The organism is Providencia sp. PROV116, from assembly GCF_028482485.1.
In the GTDB taxonomy this organism is placed as follows: Bacteria; Pseudomonadota; Gammaproteobacteria; order Enterobacterales; family Enterobacteriaceae; genus Providencia; species Providencia rettgeri.
The window spans coordinates 185,334-208,469 of sequence record NZ_JAMPQO010000003.1 but is presented as its reverse complement, the minus strand read 5'-3'; the positions used below and the strand labels follow the sequence as shown (position 1 = coordinate 208,469).

Sequence of the window (23,136 nt, the reverse complement as noted above, 5' to 3'; positions counted from 1 at the left end):
CAACAGAGAATTTAGTGCCGCAATGAAATGGCAGCCTATGTTTAGGCTACCATTAATTTGAAAGCTAAAGCATTTCGACGATAGTGATACCGCCAATAATCGAAATTAAGGCAGCAAGTGTACTTAATAACACGGTTCCAGCAGAGGTTTCCGTATAGGCCTGATTACTAATTGCTAATGCAGGAACAGCGGTCGCGGTGGGTAATACACCAATGATAAACGCGGCTTTAAGTAAATCATCTTGTAATCCTAAAGCGAGCCCAGTCCCTAAAATAAGAGCGGCTTGAACAAAGTTTTTTATAAAGACGTTAAATATAATTTCCTTACTTATTGTCAGTTTGATTCCTGAAAGGAGCAATCCAAGGAAGAATAAAGCGACTCCGCCTGCTGTTTTACCTAATTCATTAACTGAGTTTTGTAATATTTCAGGTAATTTAACACCAAAAATAGCCAATAATGCCCCTAGAATAGGAAGAAAAACTAAGGGCTGGGCAATGGCTTTCCCAACAGATTTAAAGACACTATGCCCTTGTTGTGAGCCACTGATCATTAAGAGAGTAAATGGGATAATAATGACAGTATAAATAAGGTTGCCTAATACCATAGCGATTAAGCCTGATGACCCGACAGTTGCGAGCAAGACAGGTGGCCCACAGTAGGCCATATCAGGAAAAGACACCGACAATGCTTGCATTGCAGCATCTTTCTTATTATGACGAAAAATAAACTTACCAAAAATAAAACCAATCACGTATGTTGCAATTAGTCCTACAGATAATGCTAATAAGTAGTCAATATTGAGCAATACTGAGGGGGGAGCCTGTGCAGCAGCTAGAAATAATGCAAATGGTAATGCTATTTTAACTACAAAGTCAGCAAAGGCTTGGGAATACTCTCGTTTGATAAACCCATATTTACCTGATAGCCAACCGACGGCTAATCCAAGAACAATGGGCCCTAAAGCAGCAAGTATAATGTGAGTCAGCATTAAAAATTCTCCCGATATTATGCGATAGGCTTTATTGTATAAAAAATAAGTGAAATTATAGTTAACATTTTCCCTTGTATTAACTTTATTTAAATTAAAACATTTATGTTTTTATCAGTGCTTAATTAAGAAACTAATTAACATAATTATAAATGACTTTAGTCATTTAAGGATAATAAGTATTAGAGTAATGTTTGAAGATAGAGCTATTATATAGATAACATAATAAAAAAAATTGTACTAATAAAATTTTAATGACTAATTTTTTGAGCATCTAAAAAGGAATATTAAGAATAGATAGTTATATCAGTTACTTATTCTTTATGAATGAAATTATCATTAAATGATGATTAAGGGTTTTCTTAGTTACTAAAATAACTAATGGGAGTATTAATAAGTCATAAAAGAAGGGATGTATCGCTTCTTTTTTGTCGAGGGTATACCTAAAAGCAGAATGTAACAAATTATTTTGTAACAGTATATTACATTTAGTTGGCAAGGGGATCAATGCTATCTACACTAGCAATAATCGTGGTCATTATTTTCCAGATTCTAAATTGTGAATTTTATTATGAGGAAACCTATTTGTGGATACTTGGATACTAGTAGGACTCGTATTAGTTTTTCTGCTAGTGCTAGCTCCGATTCTTGCTATTATTGCCATCAATCGAACAGGTCGGTTGCAGTACCAAATTTCGCTGTTAAATCAGAAGGTTTCCTCTTTAGAAACTTTACTTTCAAAAGCAAAATACACGCAAAGCATATCCGTTGATGATGAGACATCTCCCCAACCAAGCTTAGACGAAGGGCGAGGCGCGTCCATAGAGCAAGAGCGGTATGAATTTTCTTTTAGTGCGGATAGTGCGGACGTTAAATTAGACAACGAGATGGGAGCAACTAAAGAGAGCTCCTCAATAAGCCATGTTGCTTACCAGCAAGCTGAAAAAGAACGTAGTTTATCTGATAATGTGAACTCGATTTCTATGAGGGAACAATCTACTCATGAAAATATTAACCCAAATAGGTTTGATAACACGGTAGTACAGCAAATTGACCCAAATCGATTTAATCATAATAAACCTAATACAAATCAAAATAATCAGCATACGGTTAGTCATGATAAATCAATATTCAGCCATTTCTTTAGTTGGTTATTTAAAGGAAACCCGGTTGCGAAAATAGGTATCCTGCTGTTATTCCTAGGTGTAGCATATTTACTGAATTACAGCGTGCAAAATGAAATCATTTCACCGCAAATGCGGTTAATTTTCAGTGCAGTAGGGTGCTTAGCCTTACTAGGAGTTGGCTGGTGGTTACGAAACAAAAAGGCATTATTTGGGTTGATTTTACAAGGAGGGGCGATAGGTTGCTTGTATATCACTATTTTTGCTGCCTTTAAATTATATACGATGGTGCCATATGGAATGGCATTTGCGTTTATGTTACTTATTTGTACCGCAAGTATTGCTTTGGCATTATTGCAGCGAACTATTAGTTTAGCCGTTTTAGCATCAATAGGTGGATATTTAGCACCTGTATTGCTTTCTACTGGCGGTGGAAGCCATGTTGTCTTGTTCTCTTATTACCTGATGCTGTCTATTGGTATTTTGGTTATTAGTGTGTGGCAAGCTTGGCGCCCTTTAAATTTAGTTGGTATGGTGATGACTTATGGTGTTGCCATTTTATGGGGATTAGATAATTACCAGCCAGACTACTATTTATCCAGCCAACTCTTTATCATCGCTAATTTAGTCGTATTTAATGCCTTAACTCAACTGTTTTCACTGCGTTTTGAACATAGCAAGCAACTGATTGTTGATAATACACTTCTGTTTGTTCCCCCTTTTATTAGTATCGCCCTTCAATTCTTTATTTCACAAGGGGAAGATCTACTGCCAGCCTTTATTTCACTGATGGTAGGTTTGTTATATCTGATAACTGGATTACAAGTACATAAGCGCTATAAATCTGCTGGCAAAAATATGGCATTAGCGAATATTATTATTGGTGCTGGTTTTATTACTTTAGCTATTCCACTAGCGTTAACATTTGAGTGGACTTCCATTATTTGGTCATTAGAAGGGCTGTTAATTCTTTGGTTCGGTTTACAGCAAAACCAGAAAAAAATGGCGGCTATTGGCTCTTTATTGATTGTTATTAGCGCAATAACCTTATTAAGTGATTATCCTTATTTATATTGGAGTCGCAGTAGTACTTATATGGTGCCAGTGCTATTAATCGCATGTTTTATGGCCGGAGGGCTTTTCCATACTCGTCGTCATGAAGACAGCAACTTTACTTTATTTAGCTACGGTTTCTTAATTATTGGCTTGGTGACTTGGTTTTGCTGGCTCCCCTTATTTACGGATATTTTATCATGGAGCCGTGAATCTGAAGGCTTTATTATTTTAGTTTTGGTCGTTATTTCTGTTTGGTTCTGGCGTTTATATGCTATCCATATAAATTGGGTGCCATTGCTACTTTGCCAATCCATCCTATGGATTGCGGGATATTATTATCTTGGTTTAGATTTCTTAAATGACCAAAACCCGATGGGGCGTGGCGAAGGTTCTCTTATATGGCCAGTTGTATTGGGTAGTTCTGTTTTATTTGTTATTCATGCGTATAAACTTCGTGATCGCTGGATGCAAAGAGTACTTCATAGCGCTAATTTATGGCTAATTCTTGCATTTATTGGTACTCAGGTGAATTGGTTTGTCTCCATTTTGCCATGGGGAATGCACGAAGTGGGGTATTTTATTTATGTCATGGCGATAACGCTAACCGTGATTGTTCTTTATTGGCTACAACAAAATAGAATGCCACCAATGAAACGTAATGGGTTAATTTACTGGTATGCAATGCTCCCTGTGACAGTGGGGTTAATTGTATTATCTTGCTATGCGAATTTAGAAGATGGCAAATTGACCTTTTGGAGTTATGTGCCGTTAATCAACCCACTAGATGAAGCTGGGTTATTTAGTATTGCGACTCTAATTTTAATACGTAAAGGTTTCACTCAAAAAATACGCAACATGACAGTGGCTAATTTTTGGGTTCTACGTAGTTTATTAGTGGCTATAATTGCACTTTCTGCTTATTGGTTTAACGGTATCTTAATTCGTGCAATAGCAGATTTCGCTGAGCTAAATTGGAACTATGATACTCTTTATGATTCGCGCTTATTGCAAACTGTGCTTTCTATCAGTTGGGCATTGGCTGCACTAGCCTGTATCACTATTGCCGCTATTAAGAAAAATCGTATTTGGTGGTTTATGGGAGCCGGTATTTTTGCTTGTGTTATTGCCAAGTTATTCTTAATTGATATTTATGGGCAGGGTGGTATTTCTCGCGCAATTTCATTTATTGGCGTTGCATTATTAATTTTAATTGTTGGGTATTTTTCACCATTACCACCAAAAGAAACAAAAGGGAAAGTCGAACAGGAGAAACAATCATGAGTTTAATAAAAAATACCGGGCTAAGAAGGTTTTTTGCAGTCTTCTCTTTGTCATTATTGTTTTCAAGTTACTTAAATGCGCAGACAGTAGAAGAGGCTACACCTTATAGCTTTTATCAAGGCTCAGAAATAAATGTACTCGATACATCGACTCCTTTTTATTGGTTAGAGCTCCCTGTAAATGCATACATTAATTCAGCGTACCCCAAGACCTTGCAAGATGTTCGCGTCTTTAACGGTACGGGTAATGAAATTCCTTCAGTCTTATTTTCTGATACGGAAAAGTCCATTTCTAATGAGAAGGTGACTTTTACGCCACAACGTTTAGTGACGCAGGTTGATAGCGTTAATTCTCATGATGATGTGCGTAGAGAAAGGCAACATCTATTAGTTGAATCTATTCCAGGCAAGGTAGATAGAATTGAGTTGCCTAGTATGCAGGTAAAAGACAATGTTGCTTATCAGGCTTATTTATTAACGAGAAATCAAAGTCAAACTAAAGATACGCCAATTAAAAACCTGACATTAGACTGGGCCAAAAGTGAGAATGAATGGCAGGCAAAGGTATTTGTTTTTTCCAGTGATGACAAAGAAAACTGGCTAAATATAGCAACAAACCAGCCAATTATGAATTTGAAGTTAAATTCTGAAACTATCGCAAGTAATAATATTGAATTATTAAATGGTAATTCAAAGGCATTGAATGCACCTTATCTTATGGCTGTGATTGTCAGTGGCCCTGATATTGTTATCCCTGACTTATTAAAAGTAAATGCTACTTCTAGTATACTTAATTCAACTTATCGCCAGGAATTATTCCATTTTGAAATGACCAATGATGGAGTTTCAAAAGACCATGTTATATATCAATTGCCAAGAGCTCAGCCATTAAGTGAATTACAAATACAATTGCAGCAATCAAATCGCGTGATCCCACTAAAAATTGAGTATTCATCTGATAGAGGTGAAAGTTGGAAATTACTCACTAATGTTGTTGCATATAATCAAATAATAGATGGTGAATTAGTTAGTAATCCGAGCACTATACTTTATGGCGAAATGGTAGGTAAAGTAAGAATTTCTGCACTCAAAGGCAGTTGGGAGGACCAACCACCAAGGTTAACGGGGAAACGAGATGCTTATAACCTTATTTTTAATTTACAAGGTCCCGCTCCGTATTTGCTTGTTTGGGGGAATAAACAAGCAAGCTTTGATAAATTGACCACAAGCCAGCTGATAGGGAAACCAGATAGCATTGATGAACTAATGACGAATTACCCTCAGCTTTTTCTTGATAATACAGTCATTGAATTGGGTGGTGTAGATAGGTTAACTGCAACAGACGCAGTTGATGATAATTTTAACTGGCTGACAATTACCTTATGGGTATTGTTATTTATTGGAATATTAGTATTAGGGTATTTTTGCTGGTATTTATTAAGAGAAGTTAACTCTTCAGATAAAACAAATAATGAAGAGCTATAACTAGATTTTTATTAACCAAATAGGGAATGGTTCCCTATTTGGTATTAATTTACGTCGTTGACAGTTTTGACATCTCTTTACTTAATCATGATAACTCTTACTTGTAGTCTGTTTTTTCTGACGGGGATTTGCGCTAAAACAGTTCTAACAGAATAGGAGATGATGATGAAAAAAACATTACTGGCTCGTATATTTATTATGGTTGTTATTTTGACTGGTTTTTCAATAGCTGCCCAAGCTACGAGTAATACGGTATTAACAGAAATTGCAATGCATAATAAAGTGACGTATGAATATGTACTACAAAACACAGATGGAAATGACGCAGATATTGAATTTGAACGGGAAACGAAAGAATTTAATAGTTCACAGTTGCGGAGTATTGTTAACGATAAACGTTTTAGCGGGCGACAATTCAGAATAGATGAAAGGTAAATCATCACTTAACTTTTCTGCGGACATGTTCATATTGAGATTATAAATCTACGATCAAAATAAAGGGGATTCTATGCATCAAGGCCAATGTTTGTGTGGTTCTGTAAAAATCACAACTACAAAAGATATTAGTCATGTCAGTGTATGCCATTGCGGAATGTGCCAAAAATGGAATGGCGGCCCAGGTTTTAGTGTTGATTGCGGTAACGATTTAATAATTAAGGGGCAAGAAGCTGTGACAATTTTCGCGTCATCTCAATGGGGAGAACGTGCATTTTGTAAAAATTGTGGTTCACACCTTTTTTATCATTTACTTTCACCTTCAACATATTATGCATCAGCCGCTTTATTTAAAGAGAGCCAAGATGCGCAAATGAGTATGCAAATTTACATCGATAGCAAGCCTAAGTATTATAACTTTGTAGAAAAAACACCTATGTTGACAGAGAAGGATATTATGGAAATGATGTCCCCATCATCTGACTAAAGTTTCTAGTTATAGTATTAATAGCAAGAAATAGGCAATTCGGCAGTAGCTATTCAGACTGTATTTTTTGATTTTATTGGTTAAATTAAGTTCTTATTTGTCATGCGAACGACTTAAATTTGTTTTACAATTAAGGTAATAACTAGACTTAGAAGTTGTTCAGAGGGATAAAAAATGAACAGTATGAAAGGAATGCGTCATGCGAGTAATATCGCGTGGGTACTGCAATGGATATTAAATATAGGCTTGATAGCACTCGCTGCTGTACTTGTATTCTTCTTAGCTAAAGAAACAGTGACAATGGCTTCATTAATGTTTGGTAGCTCAAAAGGAGCAACGGCTTATGAGTTACTAGAAGGTATTGTCATTTATTTTCTGTATTTTGAGTTTATTGCTTTGATAATAAAGTATTTTATGTCGGGCTATCACTTCCCACTAAGGTATTTTATATATATAGGTATTACCGCAATTATTCGCTTAATTATTGTTGACCATAGTGACCCAATGACAACTCTGTTACATGCAGGGGCGATTTTGGTTCTTGTTGTAGCACTTTATATTGCAAATACTGAAAAATTAAAGCGTGAATAACATACATTAGTGTAATTTACTTGCATACAAAAAAAGGTGTGATTATTATTCCTTTTTTTGTATGCGTAACCACGAAGCCAAACACTTAAGTGATATATTCTACATCTAAACCTATAAGTTTATAAAATTTAAGATATAGCATATTTGAAATATAAAATTAATATAAATAATTCTAATGTTTTAATTTGCAACTGGTTTATCCTGTTAAAACTAATCACAAAAGTATTTTACTTTTATATATAGGTTATTTACTGTTATAAAGTTTCTATTCTAATAACATAAGTAGCTTGTAAATATGACAACTAAAACACTTCCCAAGAAAAAAGGGTTCTTAAACCGTGTTGAGCGCATTGGTAATGTTATGCCTGATGTGACTATGCTGTTTGTTTATGCCCTGATTATATGTTGGTTTTTATCTTATCTACTTTCTTTCGTAGATTTTAGTTATTACCATCCTATTTCAAAAGAAAAAATTGCTATAGTTAATATGTTTCAGTATGAGGAAATAATATTATTTATTACTGCGGCAGTTAAAAACTTCATTAATTTCCCTCCTCTCGGTATAACGATAGTGGCAACGTTAGGTATTGGTATTGCTGAAAGCAGTGGTTTTATTAATACTGCATTGAAAAAAATGTTGTCGTTTATTTCTCCTAGAATGTTAACGCCTACCGTGGTGTTTGTCGGGATTGTTTCTCATATTGCTTCAGACTCTGCCTATGTGATTTTAATGCCAGTGGCAGCGATGATGTTTTATGCGAGTGGTCGTCATCCATTAGCTGGGATTGCTGCTGCATTTGCAGGTTTAGCGGGTGGATTTACTGCAAGCTATACGCCGTCAATTATTGACCCAATAATGCAAAGTTTTACGCAAGATGCCGCACAAATGCTAGCGCCAGGTTATAGCGTAAATGTTTTATGTAACTATTTTTTTAGTTTGGGTGGTACATTTGGGGTTATTTTCACGTGCTGGTTTATTACTGAAAAGATTGTTGAACCATGGTTAAATAAAAATTGCCCGATCAATTCAAACGAAGTGGATACTGATTCTGAAAAAGATTTAGGTAAAATTACGGCTGTTGAGAATCGTGCTTTTCGTATTTCAGGTTTAGTGCTAATTGCGTTAGGTATCGGATTATTTGCATTGTTATGGCCAGAGAACTCTCCATTACGTGGGCCTGATGGCAGCTTAACTAGCCCTAAAGCACCTATTATGCAAATCGTTGTGCCTTTACTGTTTATTTTCTTTGCTTTGCCAGGCATTGTTTATGGTTATATGACGAAATCTTTTACGTCAACAAAAGATGTTGTTAAGGCAATGGAAAATATTACTAAGTCACTTATCCCATTTATTGTTTTTGCTTTTTTTGCTGCCCAATTTTTATATTCATTTCAACATTCTAATTTAGGCACATTATTAGCACTTTCAGGAGCTGAGTTATTACGTACACTTGATATGCCATCTGGAATGACTGTTTTTGGCGTCATTCTATTAACCGCTATTTTAAATATCATGATTACTTCAGCGACATCAAAATGGGCAATCATGGCGCCAGTATTGGTACCGATGCTAATGGCAGTGGGAATTTCACCTGAGTTAACACAAGCGGCATTTCGTGTCAGTGACTCAGCAATGAACGTGAGCACACCGATGTTTCCGTTTTATCCGTTAATCCTGATGTATTGTCAAAAATACTATAAAAATGCAGGAATAGGAACATTGTGCTCAATGATGATCCCGTTTACTGTTGGTTTATTAATTATTTTGACTTCAACATTATATTTGTTCTGGGCTTTTGATATCCCAATTGGTTTCGACAGCGGTTACACCTGGCATCCTGCACAGTAAGTAGGGCCAATACCCTATCTATTAAGTAAATAGATAGGGTAAATATAGTCAATGCAAGGAATATGAAATGAACGAATTAGGTAAACAATTAGAGCAGCGTTTTTACCGCTATCTCGCTATTGAAAGCCAAAGTGACGCAGCAAGCATAGTTGTTCCAAGTACAGAAGGACAACGTGAACTAGCAAAATTATTAGCTCAAGAGCTTGAAAGCTATGGTCTGAAAAATATTTATATTGATGACCATGCCATCTTATATGCAATGCGCCCAGGAAATAAGCCTTCAGCGCCAAAAATAGGTTTTGTGACTCATTTAGATACTGTCGATGTTGGGTTATCTCCCATCATTAAGCCTCAAACTTTGAGGTACGAAGGCCAGGATTTATGTTTAAATGAAAAAGAAAACATTTGGTTTAAGACTGCCGAGCACCCTGAAGCCGCACCTTATATTGGTGAAGATATTATTTTTAGTGATGGAACCAGCGTACTGGGTGCTGATAATAAAGCCGCTGTAACGGTTGTTATGGAATTAATGCATAAACTGCAATATGCGGATTTTGATTGTGGAGATATCTACGTTGCGTTTGTACCTGATGAAGAAATTGGTCTACGCGGTTCTAAAATTATGGATTTAACCCGCTTTAATGTTGATTTTGCTTATACTATTGACTGCTGTGCGCTTGGTGAGGTTGTGTATGAAACGTTTAATGCAGCTTCTATCGAAGTTTCAATTAAAGGTATTACCGCACATCCCATGTCAGCTAAGAATGTATTATTGAACCCTATTCGGGTTGCGCATGATTTTATTGGCTGTTTTGACCGTTTTGATACCCCAGAGCACACAGAGCATCGCGAAGGCTATTTTTATGTCACAGATTTAATCGCAAACCCTGATAATGCTAAAATTAAAATGGCGATCCGTGATTTTGACCGCCATAGTTTTGCAGCTCGAAAACGTTTTATAGAACAAGCTATTGAATTAATAAAAGCACGTCATCCAAGAGCAAAAATTGAATGCAGCATTGTAGATGTGTATAGCAATATTAGTGACTCGTTAGGTGATGATCGTACAGCGATTGATTTAATTTTCGATGCATTGAAAACTCAAGAGGTTGAGCCTAAAGTGATCCCGATGCGTGGTGGTACGGATGGTTCAGCTTTATCAGCAAGAGGCGTCTTAACCCCAAATTATTTTACTGGCGCACTTAATTTCCACTCATGCTTTGAATTTCTACCAATCAGTTCTTTTGAGAAAAGCTACTTAGTATCAGAAACTATTTGTCGTTTAGTTGGGAAAAAATAACGCATCAGTTAACTCGTAATAATAAGGCCACTTAATAAGGTGGTCTTTAATTATTAATTTTCATGAGTCATTCACTTAAATTATAATTTAATATTATTTTTAATAAAACAAAGATAAATTAAAATGTGTATATGACTTTTTTATTTATTCATTTATTATTTTTACAATTAATTTTAAAATCCAATAGGGGAATTAATTGATTAATATTATAATAATTGACGATAATAATATTGCAATTCGTGGTTTTGAGGCGGTTTTTTCACGTCATATACGCTATAAGGTTGTTGCTTCTTTTCCAACAGTGGAACATGCGATTACATGGAATAGATGCCAAAAAGCAAATATGATTTTAATCAGTAGCGATAGCTTTCGTTATGATTCACTAAAAACAATTCAGACACTGCGCAGAACTCAACCGGATGTTGGGATCATTATTTACAATGTCAGAAATAATCCGTCATTTTTTTAAAAGCGCTAGATATCGGTATTTTTGGTTTATTAAGTATTAATGTTACAGAAGAAGATCTTATTGAAGCTATCCAGATTGTGAGTGTTAAACGGCGAATTATCTCTCCGGATATTGCGCAAGACCTTGCTCTCCAGCGGTTAATTTATAGCAATCAACAAGATATATATGATTTATTATCAGGGCGGGAGTTGGAAATCATGTTAATGATTACTCAGGGGATACCTATCAAACGGGTGGCAGAGTCGCTTTCTTTGAGTCCTAAAACAGTAAATACCTATCGATATCGAATGTTTAGTAAACTTAATATCTGTAGTGATGTAGAATTAACTCATATAGCCATCAGTTATGGTTTAATTACAGCAAAACAGGGTTTATCCGAGTGTCAGAACAGTTCGAGCCGAAAGCTTTCTTAAAAACAGTCACTAATCAACCTGGTGTATACCGTATGTATGACGCTGGGGAAACGGTCATATATGTAGGGAAAGCAAAGGATCTTAAAAAACGCTTATCCAGTTATTTTCGTGAAAATGTGGGAAGTCGTAAAACAGAGCAGTTGGTTAAGCAAATCGCCTCTATTGATGTTACGGTGACTCATACTGAAACAGAAGCACTATTACTTGAACACAACTATATTAAGTTGTATCAACCACGTTATAACGTATTGCTGCGTGATGATAAATCTTATCCTTACCTATTTTTGAGCAGTGAAACACATCCTCGAATTTCGATGCATCGGGGGGCGAAACATGCGAAAGGTGAGTACTTTGGCCCTTTCCCCAGTTCTTATGCGGTGAGAGAAACACTGGCGTTAATGCAGAAGTTATTTCCGATACGTCAATGTGAAGATAGCATGTATCGAAATCGCTCAAGGCCTTGTCTGCAATATCAAATTGGCCGTTGCTTAGGTCCTTGTGTTAAAGGCTTGGTTTCCGATGAAGACTATAATCAACAAGTAGAATATGTCCGTTTATTTTTAACCGGAAAAGATAAACAAGTTTTGGCGGGTCTCGTTGAGCGTATGGAAAAGGCAAGTTTAGAACTACGCTTTGAAGATGCCGCACGTTTTAGAGATCAAATTCAAGCGGTAAGGGCTGTTACGGAAGAGCAGTATGTATCTGGGGACAGCGATGACCTAGACGTTATTGGCGTTTCTTTTGAGTCTGGCCTTGCTTGCGTGCATGTACTTTTTATTCGTCAAGGGAAAGTCCTTGGCAGCCGTAGCTATTTTCCTAAAATTCCAGCAGATACACAGCTTGAGGAAGTGGTTCAAACCTTCTTAGGTCAGTTTTATTTACAAGGCAGCGAAAATAGAACGCTACCGGGTGAAATATTATTAGATTTTGCATTAACAGAAAAAGAATTATTAGCGGAGTCTCTTTCTGAGATAGCCGGACGTAAAATTAATATTCAAAGCCAGCCGCGTGGTGTGAGGGCTCGTTACTTAAAATTAGCGAGAACGAATGCATCAATTGCGCTTTCTACAAAATTAGCGCAACACTCGACGGTACAACAACGCATGGCAGCACTAGCAAAAGTCGTTAATTTAGAAAATATTAACCGCATGGAGTGCTTTGATATTTCACATACGATGGGGGAGCAAACCGTCGCCTCTTGCGTTGTATTTGATAAATCAGGGCCAGTTAAATCAGAGTATCGGCGCTATAATATTACAGGGATCACTCCGGGGGATGATTATGCGGCGATGCATCAAGTCTTAACGCGTCGTTATGGTAAACATATTGATGAAAGCAAAGTGCCTGACATCATCTTTATTGATGGTGGTAAAGGCCAACTAGGGCAGGCAAGGGATGTATTTAATTCACTTGAGGTCGATTGGGATAAAAAACACCCATTGCTAATTGGTGTAGCTAAGGGAAGCGACCGTAAAGCGGGGCTTGAAACGTTATTTTTAAAACCTGAAGGTGAAGGTTTTTCATTACCACCAGATTCTCCGGCGTTGCATGTGATCCAGCATATCCGAGATGAGTCGCATAATCATGCGATTACAGGGCATCGACAACGACGAGCAAAGGTCAAAAGTACTAGCGCATTAGAATCTATTGAAGGGGTTGGGCCAAAACGTCGGCAGATGTTGCTAAAATATATGGGCGGGTTACAGCCTTTACGTAATGCAAGTATAGAAGAAATCGCAAAAGTGCCCTCGATCTCATACGCCCTTGCAGAAAAGATTTATAATGCATTGAAACAGTGAGTGTCTTAGGGCAACATATTCATAATATCCAACTTGGTCAAAAAGTTAGTGAGCGTGATGAAATTAAACATACCAACGTGGTTGACATTATTTCGCGTCATCCTAATACCGTTTTTTGTATTAGCCTTTTATCTCCCTGTTACTTGGGGGCCGTTTGCATGTGCGCTTATTTTTGTTATCGCAGCGGTAACTGATTGGTTTGATGGTTTTTTAGCCAGATTGTGGAAGCAAACCACAAAGTTTGGTGCTTTTTTAGATCCAGTTGCTGATAAAGTCATGGTTGCAACGGCGTTAGTGTTAGTCACAGAAAGTTATGATGTTTGGTATGTGACTTTACCTGCGGCAACTATGATTGCACGTGAAATCATTATTTCATCTTTACGTGAATGGATGGCAGAGATAGGTAAACGTAGCAGTGTGGCTGTTTCTTGGATCGGGAAATTTAAAACAACAGCTCAAATGATGTCATTAGTCGGTTTATTGTGGCGCCCAACACTATTAATTGAAAACCTTTCAATTGCACTTATGTATGTGGCGGCTATCTTAACATTTTGGTCAATGTTCCAATATTTAAAGGCTGCATGGAGCGATTTGAGCGAAGCGTGATCGAAATGATTGAAAAAACAGCGAACGATCCAATTATTTCAATAATTGTATTGACTCGATAGGTGAAATCAGTAGAATGCAACGCATCGAACGGCAACATGGTTTACGAAAATAAATAAGTAAATCAGCCAGTTTGAAAAGCATAAGCTGAAAAGTGAAGCTTTACGCGGGAATAGCTCAGTTGGTAGAGCACGACCTTGCCAAGGTCGGGGTCGCGAGTTCGAGTCTCGTTTCCCGCTCCAAATTTCGAAAGAAATTCGGATAAGGCGCGTTAGCAAAGCGGTTATGCACCGGATTGCAAATCCGTGTAGCTCGGTTCGACTCCGGGACGCGCCTCCAAAATTTAGCCCAGGTGGTGAAATCGGTAGACACAAGGGATTTAAAATCCCTCGGCCTTTAGGCTGTGCGGGTTCAAGTCCCGCCCTGGGCACCATCTTAAAGTAATTAAACACCATTAAGTGTTTTATTTTAAGTTAGCTAACCACTATGCATCGTTATTGAATATATGGTTAGTCGGGTAAATTAATAATTTATCCAAGTTTGTGAGAAAGACAATTTGGCCCAGGTGGTGAAATCGGTAGACACAAGGGATTTAAAATCCCTCGGCCTTTAGGCTGTGCGGGTTCAAGTCCCGCCCTGGGCACCATCTCAATTTCAATCAGTCATGATTTAAAATTAACAATTAGCCACCTATAGGTGGTTTTTTTGTATCTAATCCTCTTTAAATCCGTTGTATCTACTCAACTAATATCGGTTTGTTAGTTATATTTCTTCTTTATATTCAATGCATTATTTTTATAAAAGCCCAAAAGTTGCTTTGTTGTGTCAGCTAACGCGTAATTCGTGTAAAAAACCGTAAGTCAGACCGTTCTGTTGATGTTTTGTGGCACTATTTTGATTCTTGAAGAGGATCGAGCTATGTCTAACATGAAAACTGAAGTTGTTGTTGTACGATTAACGAAACACGAACGAGCACTACTAGACACAGTAAAAACAAAACCTTTATTAGCGGATTGGCTGAAAGAAATTGCTATGGCAAAGGCTAAACAGCAGGAGAGTAAAGAAGAATAAGATGGCCTTAACTACGCAGAAATCAATTGAGTCATTTAATGTAATGATAGAAAAGTTAATTTTTGATTAATTATTCGTTTTTGGTAGTATCAAATTAGATGACTTAATTGGAATTTGAGAAGTGATGAATAAAGGGATTTTGTTTACGTTAATACTGGTGTTTGCTTCTGGTTGTACAACGAAAAAATTGGATGCCCCCTATGGGTTCAAATGGGGGCAAACCCCCGTTGATATAAAAAAATTGCATTTAAAAGGATTACAATGCACTGAATTTGAAGAGGGAGGTGCTTTATGTTCATCAGAAAACTCTCCTCAAATAGCAAATAAACTGTTTTTATTGATGTTTTCTCGGGAAAAAAATACATTAATGTTAGTTTCTTCTCAAGGAAAAGATAGCCGCGACCAATCAGTCATTTTGGCCGAGTATGATGCGATTAACCAGAAAATGTTTGAAGTATATGGTTTGCCAAAGCAAACAATCGAGCGTTATAAACGGGATATTTATTTCTTAGATAAAATATCTGATGACGAAACAACGCCATTTAAGCGAGTTTATGAAAAAAATAGCATGCAGATTATGGTTGGTATTGTTAGTAATGCCCATTTTCGCAAAATTCACGATAAAAAAGATATTGTTTACTCAGTTATGGTTATCCATAATTTAATACCAACTAAACCGCAATAAGCGGCTATCAAGTTATTTGACACACGCTAATGTTGTTTTTTATTTCGTTTAGTTATCAGCTCGCACATATCTTTTTGCCGCTGGATGAGTTCTTTAATTTCTGTCGCATAAGTGTCGATAAAGCTGCATTCGAGAGTGGTGGCTTCACCATCGAAAACTTCAACAAAAGTTCCATCCTGTTTTACGCCCCAATAATGGTTACCGTCACCCATGATTTTTAATAGTGGCAAAACATCGGTTAGCTCATAAAGTTCAACTAAACTTTCATAGGCATTTTGTATATTAGCCCATTCAGGAAGATCTTCTGCTTCGATTCCTAAAATGACTAAACCTCGATGAAATGTCCACGCTGGGCCAACATCGAATAATTTAGCTTCAGGCCATAATTCTTCTCGGGCCATGATGCAAAGTGCATTAGTTTTTTGCGAAAAGGCTAAAAAATCTTTGGGTAATGCTATTCCTGTGGATGTAGCTAAATTGGCAATTGCTTTATCCGTAGGCGGTTTAGCTGCAACAGCATGAAATTCATTTTTGTTAATATCTTGCAGTATTTCCCACATGCGGTCATGGAATTGCTCTGGGGACATGATTATTAATTCCTTCATCTCAATAATGTATGTTTCAAGAACACCTATCTTTCAATATTTTATACATAAGTGCGGTGATTATTTAACTAAGATAAATCTCGTAGATGAAAATACTCATAAATGTTGGACTAGTAGAAATTATTTTATGAGTTATATCAGGAAATTATCATGAGAAAAACGTTATTAGTCGCTCTCTTGGCGCTATTTATCCCATTTTCTTCGCAAGCAGGCTCAAAATACTATGATTGCGGAAAAACGCTCATGAGTTTAGAGCAGCAACTGCGTCACGCTTCATACCATGGTAATAAAAACAAAGTGTCCAAAATCAGGAAGAAAATCCATAAAATTAGTAATAAGTGTTATGATAGCCACTCTGGCGCTACTAGAATATATGACCATTATTCTAGAGGAAAAGAAACTAGCCTTGAGCGGGAATTAGATTCATTACGTCGTGTTATTGAAGCGCTTAACGATTTAAAATAGATAATTAATGAGAAAATAAGCCATAAACTGGTCTGTTCTCCCTATTTATTTTCACTCTGTCTTAAGTAAATGGATAATATCAGGTATATTAGACCCTGATTGTTAGCTACCAAGAAAAAATGACTATGATTATCAAACCTAAAATTCGTGGTTTTATCTGCACTACAGCTCATCCGGCAGGCTGTGAAGCCAATGTGCGTGAGCAAATTGCCTACGTGAAATCACGTGGTGAACTGAAAAACGGCCCTAAGAAAGTTTTAGTTATTGGTGCATCTACCGGTTATGGCCTGGCCTCTCGTATCAATGCTGCATTTGGCAGCGGTGCGGCTACCATCGGTGTATTTTTTGAAAAGCCAGGCAGTGAAGGTAAAACAGGCTCTGCGGGCTGGTACAATTCTGCAGGTTTTGACAAAGCAGCGAAAGAAGAAGGCTTGTATGCGAAAAGCATTAATGGTGATGCTTTTTCTGATGAATGCCGTCAAACCGTTATTGATTTAATTAAACAAGATTTAGGCCAAATTGATTTAGTAGTTTATTCACTGGCCTCACCTGTGCGTAAAATGCCTGAAACAGGTGAAATCGTACGTTCGGCCTTGAAACCTATTGGCGAACCGTACAAATCTGTTGCTCTGGATACCAACAAAGATGTGCTAATTGAAGCCGTTGTTGAGCCCGCAAATGAACAAGAAATTGCAGATACAGTAAAAGTCATGGGCGGCCAAGATTGGGAACTGTGGATGAATGCATTAGATGAAGCAGGTGTTTTAGCTGATAATGCACAATCTGTAGCTTATTCTTATATTGGTACAGATTTAACATGGCCAATTTATTGGCATGGTACATTAGGTAAAGCAAAAGAAGATTTAGACCGTGCGGCTCATGCAATTAACCAAAAATTGCAAGCTAAGGGTGGGGCAGCGTATGTTGCTGTATTAAAATCTGTCGTAACACAAGCCTCTTCTGCAATTCCTGTAATGCCTTTATATATCTCTATTGTCTTTAAAATCATGAAAGAGAAAGGGATCCATGAAGGTTGTATTGAACAAATTCAACGCTTATTTGCCACTAAATTATTCAATGACGCAGTGCCAGATACCGATGAAAAGCATCGTCTACGTTTAGATGATTGGGAATTGCGTGATGATGTTCAAAATACATGTCGTGAAATTTGGCAGCAGTTGAATGATAATAACATCAATGAGCTAACAGATTACCAAGGTTATAAAGCTGAGTTTCTCCGTTTGTTTGGCTTCGGTCTAAACGGTGTTGATTATGATGCTGACCTTAGCGGTGAAGTGAATTTTGAAGTAAAAGAGCTGATTTAGTCGCTTTGTCCTTGATTGTTAATATCTTAGAAACCCGCTAATTGCGGGTTTCTTTTTTAGCTATCTTGTAAATCATATGCTTCTGCTTTATTTTGTTCATTAAATTATTCTACTACGATGGCCTCACCATCACGGATCAGTGTTTTAGAAATAATCGCTCCATTTTCATCAAATTCAGTTACTGTGCCAACAAGTTCTCCATTTTTAAAAGTACCAGTAATGCTTGGTTTATTACTTGGAGTGTTATGGTAGATTTTAAATGGTGCCTTGTAGCGCGGTTAATTCGATATCGATACGGCCATTCTCATAGTAGGTTTTGATGTATTTATCCAGACATCCTTTAGATACCCAAGTTTTGAATTTTGGCTGGCCATTATCGTACTCAGTTTCAAATGCGCCTTCAGCAAGATCTTTAGGTGTTTCTGTGGAAGGAAACTCTATCGTTTTTAACTCATTTAATTCCCCAAATTTTGAATCTGAGTTTGAATTGGAATTTGTAGAGCCCCCAAGTTGACATCCGGAAATAAAAATAAAGAAAGTAGTGCGATAGACTTAATTAGTTTTAGCTTGAAAATGTAGCCTCTATTATTACGATAAAAAATAATGGATTCAATTGCATATAAACTATAGCCTTTTTATGACTCACATATTGTGATAGTTATCCTAAACTATTTGTTTCTAATAGATTATAGGTGACTTTTGAAGAGCAGTTTTGCTGAATAAATATTAATGTTAGTCAGCTTAATAATAAGGTAATTTAGCAAGTTAATGTAATTTGCATAATAAGGGAGTTATGGATGTTAGTTGTTGAAATGTTGAGTACTGGCGATGAGGTTTTACACGGACAAATAATTGATACAAATGCCGCTTGGTTAGCAGACTGTTTTTTTCAACAAGGTCTCCCTTTGAGTAGCCGAACAACTGTTGGTGATGATTTAGATAGTTTAGTCGCTACTTTCCTTGAACGTAGTTTATCTGCAGATGTTCTGATTGTTAATGGTGGGCTTGGGCCAACAAGTGATGACTTAAGTGCTTTGGCAGCGGCTAAAGCTGCGGGAGTTCCATTAGTTGAGCATTCACAGTGGATTGAGGTTATGGAGCGCTATTTTATTGCCAGAGGGCGAGTTATGCCTGAGACAAATCGTAAGCAAGCGCTACTTCCTGCCAATGCGGAATTAATTGATAACCCAGTCGGAACAGCTTGTGGCTTTTCATTAGTTTTGAATGATTGTCTAATTTTTTTTACACCGGGGGTTCCTTCAGAGTTTAAAGTTATGGTGAATGAGCAAATTTTGCCGAGGTTACGTGAACGGTTTACATTGCCAGAGCCACCAATTTGTTTACGTCTAACCAGTTTTGGTCGTAGTGAAAGTAGTCTTGCGAAGCAATTTGATAGCTTACCTTTACCTGAAAATTGTGTTTTAGGCTACCGCTCCTCAATGCCTATTATTGAATTAAAACTGACGGGGCCTGCATCACAAAAAGAATTGATGGAGAGAGATTGGCAACTCGTGAAGCAAGGAGTAGGGGATAATCTGATATTTGAAGGTACTGAAGGTTTAGCACAAAAAATTGGTAACTTATTAAAAGAAAAGAAATTAAACGTAATAGCTAGTGAACAATATAGTGCTGGGTTATTAAATTGGACATTGGATTCAGCAGGAATCGTTATTTCTGACAGTCAAATTTTACCATTTGATGTGGAGCAAACATTAGAAACTCTAGCGCAAAGAGCTCAGAATATAACGATTAACCACCCCTTATCTATTGGTTTAGTGATTGGTGAATATCAGGAGCAGTATCTAAACGTTGCATTATCAACCCCAGATAAGTGTTATGTGCAAAGAATTCACTATTTACCAAATAATCATTCGCAGAAAGAAAAGCAAGAAGTCAGTGTAATGTTAGTACTAGATATGCTGTCTCGCTGGTTAAATGGTCGTGAGGTTATTGGCTATTATGAATGGTTAGTACAAACAGAAACACTTATCTTAGAGAGTTAGTGAGTTATGAAATTAAAAGATTATGCGTATATCCCTGTTCTTGAGGAAAGGCCTTTTCAATCGGAATTTCAGTTAGTAATAACAGAATCTATTTACTGGCTGAGTCACATACTAAAAGAAAAGCTCCATAGCCTATATGTTTATGGCAGTGTTGCAAAGGGCTGTGCAAAACCTCAACAATCAGATTTAGATCTGTGCATCATATTACGTGACGATCTTACCCAATCTGAGACAACCAGACTTAATGAAATACAACTACAATTAACGATTAGTCACATCGAGATAAGCAAAATTGATTTTGATATTGGTATACTTACGGATGTGATGAGTGAGGCTAATTTATATAGTTGGGGATATTGGATTAAGCATCATTGCCGTTGCATTTATGGGTATGATTTAGCTACATATTTTAGCCAATTTATCCCTTCGCGGGAAATAGCAGAAGCAGTTAATGGTGATTTTGTTAATGTACTCAATGATTATATTGACCAAATTAATCATTGTAATGATGACGCTGAACTAAAGTTATTATATCGGGCGGCATCGAGAAAACTCATTCGTTCGACCAACATTTTACGTTGGAAAAATGACAATGACTGGCCAGAAACATTATCTGAATATACACAGAAATTAGTCCAACGTTACCCTGAACGGCAATTTGAGATAAATTATTTTTTATATCAAGGAACTGTTCCGTTTGCTGATGAGCAATTCGTGGGGAAATTAATCCAGTTTATCAATTGGTTAGATTGTGAGCGCTCTAATAGTATTAATAAATAAACCCGTTATAGCTCATCAGGCTGCAGTGCATTAACGATATAATTAATACTTGAAACACCCTTTTTGCAGGCCTTGTCTTTTAATATAGTCGGAGTTTTATCAATAGCCATTTTTACTGAAGACAATTGATCTGTGTAGGTTTGTGCCTCAATAATCTCTGGATTATTATTTAAGTATTCAATAACTTCATCAACTTTTTGATAAAATTGGCCACAGGAGTCACCATCAATTTCTAAGGTTTTTAATTCATTTAGCGTATTTGGAATCAGTTGCTTGGTTTGCTGTTGTATCTGCTCGATATACTTTCCTGTTTTTACTTGCTCAACGATAGTCATTACCTGATTTTTCATGTTAAAAAACAAGGTAATAGATGTAATTAAGGCGATAGCAAGAATAATGTTGATGCTTATACTGATCCAGAGAAAGTATCTTTTCATTACATTCCTTGAGTGAAAAATAAACCTGTAATATATAGCCTAGTAGAGTGAATAATGTCGATATGTAAGCTTAACACGAAAAAACAAGGTAACCCAATAATAGGTTACCTAGGTTATTATAATTGATAGTGGTTATCGAACCGTTAAAACAGAAATTTTTGAATTTTGAATAACCATTGATGCTGTAGAACCTAAAAAATATGTGGACATACCGGGACGCTTTGAGCCAATCACAATTAAATCAGCAGAAATTTCTTCAGCAACGCGTAAAATCTCATCCCTTGGTGTTCCCATTAAAACTTGCGCGCTGTACTTATCACTTGAAAGATTAAATTCTTTAATAATCTCTGTGAGTTGTTTTGTGACATTTTCTTGTTCACTATCCGCTTTTTCAGCAAAACCAAATCCCATCGTGGTATAGAAAGGGACAGTAGGAATAATCGCTAAAAAGTGAATGTGTGCTTTTTCATATTTAGCAAGGTATTGAATATGTGTCATAACTAAATGTGCTAAGCTTTTTTCTGTTATATCAATCGGAACCAAAATCTTATTATACATATTTTTCTCCAGCTTTTATTTATTGGTTTATGCAGTAATCGGGTCGTTAGTTTATAAATAGTAGGGCTGTTAAATCAGTAAATGGCCGAGTCAATTAAAATAATGTTAATTTACACATAGGAATTACATACCTCGGGCTCCATCATAGCGGATCAACAAAATAAATACTTTGATGGCGGATTTAACTTAAGAAACTTAATGGTGATATTTATAGGCTGTTTTTCATGCGCTTTGTGCTATACAAAACGTGAGTACTTTGAATCATCACCTTCCTGTTATATGATCTATACATGGTTTGTATACATATCATATTGTTGAGGTTATTTTGGGTATCGTAAAAATTTCAGATGAATTGCATGATTATCTACGCCATGCGAGCCAAGTTATGTCCCGGTCGATTAATTCACAGGCAGAATTTTGGATTAAAATTGGAATGCAAGCTGAATTAAACCCGAATAAGACATTTACTATGTTAATCAATGAAATGTTAGAGAAAGAGTCAATTGAATTAAAAGGAAAGGTTCATGAATAATATTACAATTAAAACAGCAGAAGAAATTGAACTGATGCGTGAGTCTGGACGACTTTTGGCTAGTGTTTTTAAGATGTTGGATTCATTTATCGTACCTGGTATTTCTACGATGGAAATTAATGATAAAGTTGAAAGCTATATTGTTAATGAGTTACAAGCAAGGCCTGCCAGTAAAGGGCAATATGGCTACCAATATGTTTTGAACACGTCTCTAAATGAAGTCGTTTGCCATGGCGTTCCAAAAACAGATGAAATTTTAAAAGCAAAAGACATTATTAATGTTGATATTACGCTAGAGAAAAATGGTTTCATTGCCGATTCAAGTAAAATGTATGTGATGCCGGAAGCTTCACCACTGGCACGTAAGTTAGTTAAAGATACTTATGCCGCTATGTGGGAAGGCATAAAGCAAGTTAAACCAGGCGCAACGTTAGGTGATATTGGTTCTGCTATTCAACATTATGCGGAATCTAAAGGTTATAGTGTTGTACGTGAATATTGTGGGCATGGTATTGGCCGTGAAATGCATGAAGACCCGCAAGTTCTTCATTATGGCGTACGAGGGAAAGGGGTAGAATTAAAAGAAGGAATGACATTTACGATAGAGCCAATGATCAACCAAGGTGGAATGAAAATTAAAACAAAAAAAGATGGCTGGACGGTCGTAACGAGAGATAAAAAATTATCTGCACAATCGGAACATACGGTATTAGTTACTAAAGATGGTTATGAAGTTTTAACACTACGCGATGAAGAAAAATAGCGTTAAAAATAGAGTTTATAAGCTTGCTGC

General features: G+C 36.6%; 23 protein-coding genes and 4 tRNA genes. 23 read left to right on the top strand and 4 right to left on the bottom strand.

Annotated elements, in window-relative coordinates; all coding sequences use genetic code 11:
* Positions 1-64: 64 nt before the first annotated feature.
* Complete coding sequence (locus tag PSE72_RS04045) at positions 65-988, bottom strand: AEC family transporter (RefSeq protein ID WP_115167423.1); 924 nt, start codon at positions 986-988, stop codon at positions 65-67.
* A 587-nt stretch (positions 989-1,575) separates the two neighbouring features.
* Here PSE72_RS04045 and PSE72_RS04040 point away from each other — a divergent pair.
* The 17 genes from PSE72_RS04040 (at position 1,576) to PSE72_RS03960 (ending at position 15,638) form a co-directional block, all read left to right on the top strand.
* Positions 1,576-4,449 (top strand): DUF2339 domain-containing protein, encoded by a 2,874-nt coding sequence (locus PSE72_RS04040; protein ID WP_198641243.1) that lies wholly within the window; start codon positions 1,576-1,578, stop codon positions 4,447-4,449.
* Complete coding sequence (locus PSE72_RS04035) at positions 4,446-5,933, top strand: DUF3999 family protein (protein ID WP_004910146.1); 1,488 nt, start codon at positions 4,446-4,448, stop codon at positions 5,931-5,933. The genes PSE72_RS04040 and PSE72_RS04035 overlap by 4 nt, the downstream gene beginning before the upstream one ends.
* 165 nt (positions 5,934-6,098) lie before the next feature.
* Positions 6,099-6,368, top strand: a complete 270-nt coding sequence (locus tag PSE72_RS04030; protein WP_115167422.1) for a hypothetical protein — start codon at positions 6,099-6,101, stop codon at positions 6,366-6,368.
* A 73-nt stretch (positions 6,369-6,441) separates the two neighbouring features.
* The gene (locus PSE72_RS04025; RefSeq protein WP_004910151.1) at positions 6,442-6,855 is read left to right on the top strand and encodes a GFA family protein; all 414 of its coding nucleotides are present in this window, start codon (positions 6,442-6,444) and stop codon (positions 6,853-6,855) included.
* Positions 6,856-7,038: 183 nt separating this feature from the next.
* Positions 7,039-7,446 (top strand): phosphate-starvation-inducible protein PsiE, encoded by a 408-nt coding sequence (gene psiE / locus PSE72_RS04020; RefSeq protein WP_371021253.1) that lies wholly within the window; start codon positions 7,039-7,041, stop codon positions 7,444-7,446.
* Between the two features lie 295 nt (positions 7,447-7,741).
* The gene (locus tag PSE72_RS04015) at positions 7,742-9,295 is read left to right on the top strand and encodes an AbgT family transporter (RefSeq protein ID WP_115167421.1); all 1,554 of its coding nucleotides are present in this window, start codon (positions 7,742-7,744) and stop codon (positions 9,293-9,295) included.
* A 67-nt stretch (positions 9,296-9,362) separates the two neighbouring features.
* On the top strand, positions 9,363-10,595 hold the full coding sequence (pepT, locus tag PSE72_RS04010; RefSeq protein ID WP_115167420.1) for a peptidase T: 1,233 nt from the start codon (positions 9,363-9,365) through the stop codon (positions 10,593-10,595).
* Between the two features lie 196 nt (positions 10,596-10,791).
* Positions 10,792-11,064: a hypothetical protein gene (locus PSE72_RS04005; protein WP_272690908.1), complete on the top strand. Its 273-nt coding sequence runs from the start codon at positions 10,792-10,794 to the stop codon at positions 11,062-11,064.
* A gap of 197 nt (positions 11,065-11,261) precedes the next feature.
* Positions 11,262-11,477: a LuxR C-terminal-related transcriptional regulator gene (locus PSE72_RS04000; RefSeq protein ID WP_336298875.1), complete on the top strand. Its 216-nt coding sequence runs from the start codon at positions 11,262-11,264 to the stop codon at positions 11,475-11,477.
* Complete coding sequence (gene uvrC, locus PSE72_RS03995) at positions 11,444-13,276, top strand: excinuclease ABC subunit UvrC (protein ID WP_109911211.1); 1,833 nt, start codon at positions 11,444-11,446, stop codon at positions 13,274-13,276. The genes PSE72_RS04000 and uvrC overlap by 34 nt, the downstream gene beginning before the upstream one ends.
* A 57-nt stretch (positions 13,277-13,333) precedes the next feature.
* Positions 13,334-13,882, top strand: coding sequence for a CDP-diacylglycerol--glycerol-3-phosphate 3-phosphatidyltransferase (pgsA, locus tag PSE72_RS03990; RefSeq protein ID WP_115167418.1), 549 nt, complete (start codon positions 13,334-13,336; stop codon positions 13,880-13,882).
* Between the two features lie 166 nt (positions 13,883-14,048).
* Positions 14,049-14,124 (top strand) — tRNA-Gly (locus PSE72_RS03985).
* Positions 14,125-14,147: 23 nt separating this feature from the next.
* Positions 14,148-14,221: transfer RNA gene (locus PSE72_RS03980), tRNA-Cys, on the top strand.
* 7 nt (positions 14,222-14,228) lie between these two features.
* A tRNA-Leu gene (locus tag PSE72_RS03975) sits at positions 14,229-14,315 on the top strand.
* A gap of 126 nt (positions 14,316-14,441) precedes the next feature.
* A tRNA-Leu gene (locus PSE72_RS03970) sits at positions 14,442-14,528 on the top strand.
* Positions 14,529-14,800: 272 nt separating this feature from the next.
* Positions 14,801-14,953 carry a hypothetical protein gene (locus PSE72_RS03965; protein WP_042851570.1) on the top strand — a complete coding sequence of 51 codons (153 nt, stop codon included), beginning with the start codon at positions 14,801-14,803 and terminating at the stop codon, positions 14,951-14,953.
* Positions 14,954-15,074: 121 nt separating this feature from the next.
* Positions 15,075-15,638, top strand: a complete 564-nt coding sequence (locus PSE72_RS03960; RefSeq protein ID WP_272690907.1) for a hypothetical protein — start codon at positions 15,075-15,077, stop codon at positions 15,636-15,638.
* A 26-nt stretch (positions 15,639-15,664) separates the two neighbouring features.
* Here PSE72_RS03960 and PSE72_RS03955 read toward each other — a convergent pair whose 3' ends face one another.
* Positions 15,665-16,225, bottom strand: a complete 561-nt coding sequence (locus tag PSE72_RS03955; RefSeq protein ID WP_115167416.1) for an SMI1/KNR4 family protein — start codon at positions 16,223-16,225, stop codon at positions 15,665-15,667.
* A gap of 168 nt (positions 16,226-16,393) precedes the next feature.
* Here PSE72_RS03955 and PSE72_RS03950 point away from each other — a divergent pair, with 168 nt between their 5' ends.
* The 4 genes from PSE72_RS03950 to PSE72_RS03935 all read left to right on the top strand — a co-directional run bounded on the left by PSE72_RS03950 (position 16,394) and on the right by PSE72_RS03935 (position 20,816).
* Positions 16,394-16,708 carry a DUF1090 family protein gene (locus PSE72_RS03950; RefSeq protein WP_115167415.1) on the top strand — a complete coding sequence of 105 codons (315 nt, stop codon included), beginning with the start codon at positions 16,394-16,396 and terminating at the stop codon, positions 16,706-16,708.
* Between the two features lie 125 nt (positions 16,709-16,833).
* On the top strand, positions 16,834-18,033 hold the full coding sequence (gene fabV, locus PSE72_RS03945; RefSeq protein ID WP_109911334.1) for an enoyl-ACP reductase FabV: 1,200 nt from the start codon (positions 16,834-16,836) through the stop codon (positions 18,031-18,033).
* Positions 18,034-18,830: 797 nt separating this feature from the next.
* The gene (locus tag PSE72_RS03940) at positions 18,831-20,036 is read left to right on the top strand and encodes a nicotinamide mononucleotide deamidase-related protein YfaY (protein WP_272690906.1); all 1,206 of its coding nucleotides are present in this window, start codon (positions 18,831-18,833) and stop codon (positions 20,034-20,036) included.
* 6 nt (positions 20,037-20,042) lie between these two features.
* Positions 20,043-20,816, top strand: coding sequence for a nucleotidyltransferase domain-containing protein (locus PSE72_RS03935; RefSeq protein ID WP_115167413.1), 774 nt, complete (start codon positions 20,043-20,045; stop codon positions 20,814-20,816).
* Positions 20,817-20,821: 5 nt separating this feature from the next.
* Here PSE72_RS03935 and PSE72_RS03930 read toward each other — a convergent pair whose 3' ends face one another.
* Positions 20,822-21,253 (bottom strand): DUF5339 family protein, encoded by a 432-nt coding sequence (locus PSE72_RS03930; RefSeq protein ID WP_115167412.1) that lies wholly within the window; start codon positions 21,251-21,253, stop codon positions 20,822-20,824.
* 132 nt (positions 21,254-21,385) lie between these two features.
* Positions 21,386-21,811, bottom strand: coding sequence for a universal stress protein (locus PSE72_RS03925; RefSeq protein ID WP_217007742.1), 426 nt, complete (start codon positions 21,809-21,811; stop codon positions 21,386-21,388).
* A 325-nt stretch (positions 21,812-22,136) separates the two neighbouring features.
* Between PSE72_RS03925 and PSE72_RS03920 the strand changes: the two genes are divergently transcribed.
* Positions 22,137-22,343, top strand: coding sequence for a ParD-like family protein (locus PSE72_RS03920; RefSeq protein ID WP_004910200.1), 207 nt, complete (start codon positions 22,137-22,139; stop codon positions 22,341-22,343).
* Entirely contained in the window at positions 22,336-23,106 is a 771-nt protein-coding gene (map, locus tag PSE72_RS03915) for a type I methionyl aminopeptidase (RefSeq protein ID WP_004263445.1), read from the top strand. The genes PSE72_RS03920 and map overlap by 8 nt, the downstream gene beginning before the upstream one ends.
* Positions 23,107-23,136: the final 30 nt, after the last annotated feature.